Annotated in this window: 1 protein-coding gene; it reads left to right on the top strand. The window is 65.7% G+C overall.

The window, feature by feature from the left end; all coding sequences use genetic code 11:
- On the top strand, nt 1-2,020 hold a 2,020-nt coding region (locus A3764_RS15985; RefSeq protein ID WP_201722445.1), incomplete at both ends, for a strawberry notch-like NTP hydrolase domain-containing protein.

Here is a 2,020-nt window from a genome sequence, read left to right as displayed (position 1 = left end):
ACGCCGCCCGCCAGGAAACCCGTGCCCTCGCCGAGGAACGCGCGCGACATCCGTTTGACGACATCGAGATGGCCCCGCTCGACTATCTGCCGAAAGCCTGGAGTGAACCGGACGGCGTATTGCAGGATACGGTCTACGAGGCCTATGACCTTCAGGCGATCAGGATCGACAGCGCGGTGGAGCATCCCACTGCACTTGTGCAATCTGCTGCCATGGCCTCGGTCCCGCCGCCCGTCCCGACCTACCGCCCCGTCCTGCCGAAGACTCTTGTCGCCGACGGTCTCCTCTCCGCGCCGCAGCTCGAAAGCGTCATCTATGCGGGCAATGCCCACGAGACGCATCTGAAGGGCTGGTTCAAACGCGGCGAGATCGAAGGCCAGCTGATGGCAGCCGCCGAGGGTGACGAGGGTGCATTCCGCCTGCGCAAGGGCTGGTTCCTCGGCGATGGCACCGGTTGCGGCAAGGGGCGGCAGGTCGCGGGCATCATCCTCGACAACTGGCTCAAAGGGCGCCGCCGCGCGGCCTGGGTCTCAAAAAGCGACAAGCTCATCGAGGATGCGCGTCGCGACTGGATGGCGCTCGGTGGGCGCGAAAGCGATATCGTGCCGCTCTCGAAGTTCCGTCAGGGGAGCGATATCCGCCTGCCCGAGGGCATCCTCTTCGTCACTTATGCCACGCTGCGCTCGGCCGAACGCGAGGGGAAAGCCTCCCGCCTCGACCAGGTGACGTCCTGGCTCGGCGAGGGGTTCGACGGGGTCATCGCTTTCGACGAAAGCCACGCCATGGCGAACGCCGCCGGCGAAAAGTCCGACCGCGGCGACAAGAAGGCGTCGCAGCAAGGTCTCGCCGGCCTCGCACTGCAGAACGCGGCTCCTGATGCCCGCGTGCTCTACGTCTCGGCCACCGGGGCGACGGTTGTCGGCAATCTCGCCTATGCCTCCCGCCTCGGTCTCTGGGGTACGGGAGATTTCCCCTTCGTGACGCGGGCCGAGTTTGTCGCCGCGATGGAGGCCGGGGGCATTGCGGCCATGGAGATGATCTCGCGGGACCTGAAGGCGCTTGGGCTCTATCTGGCGCGGTCCCTTTCCTATGCCGGGGTCGAATACGAGATGCTGGTGCACGACCTGACCCCCGCCCAGGTCGCGATCTACGACAACTACGCCGACGCCTATCAGATCATTCACACCAACCTCGAGGCGGCCCTTCAGGCCTCGGGTATTTCCTCCGAGACCGGCACGCTGAACGCCCAGGCGAAATCCGCCGCGCGCTCAGCCTTCGAGAGCAACAAGCAGCGCTTCTTCAATCATCTCATCACCGCCATGAAATGCCCCTCGCTGATCCGCGCGATCGAGGCGGACCTGGCGGCGGGTCATGCGGCGGTGATCCAGGTGGTCTCGACCAGCGAGGCTGTGATGGAACGCCGCCTCGAGGAGATCCCGCCCTCGGACTGGGATGATCTGCAGGTCGATTTTACGCCGAGGGAGAACATCATGGACTACCTGATGCATTCGTTCCCGACGCAGCTCTTCGAGCCCTACACCGACGAGAATGGCGATCTGCGCTCGCGCCCCGCTCTCGATGCGGATGGCAACCCGATTACCTGCCGCGAGGCTGAGCGGCGCCGGGATGAGCTCGTCGAGCATCTGGGTGCCCTCGCCCCGTTGCAGGGTGCGCTCGACCAGATCCTCTGGCATTTCGGCGGGGACGCGGTGGCCGAGGTCACGGGGCGCAAGCGGCGCATCGTGAAAACGCGCGAAGGGCGGCTCAAGGTCGAGAACCGCGCCGCCTCCTCCAACCTCGGCGAGACGCAGGCCTTCATGGACGATGCTAAGCGCATCCTGATCTTCTCCGATGCCGGGGGCACCGGGCGCAGCTATCATGCCGATCTGGAGGCCAAGAACCAGCGCCTGCGGGTGCATTACCTTCTGGAGCCCGGCTGGAAGGCGGACAATGCGATCCAGGGGCTGGGGCGCACCAATCGCACCAATCAGGCGCAGCCGCCGCTCTTTCGCCCCGTCGC

The sequence above is a fragment of the Sulfitobacter sp. HI0129 genome (genome assembly GCF_001635395.1).
Lineage (GTDB): Bacteria > Pseudomonadota > Alphaproteobacteria > Rhodobacterales > Rhodobacteraceae > Sulfitobacter.
This window is presented reverse-complemented; position numbering and strand designations above follow the sequence as displayed.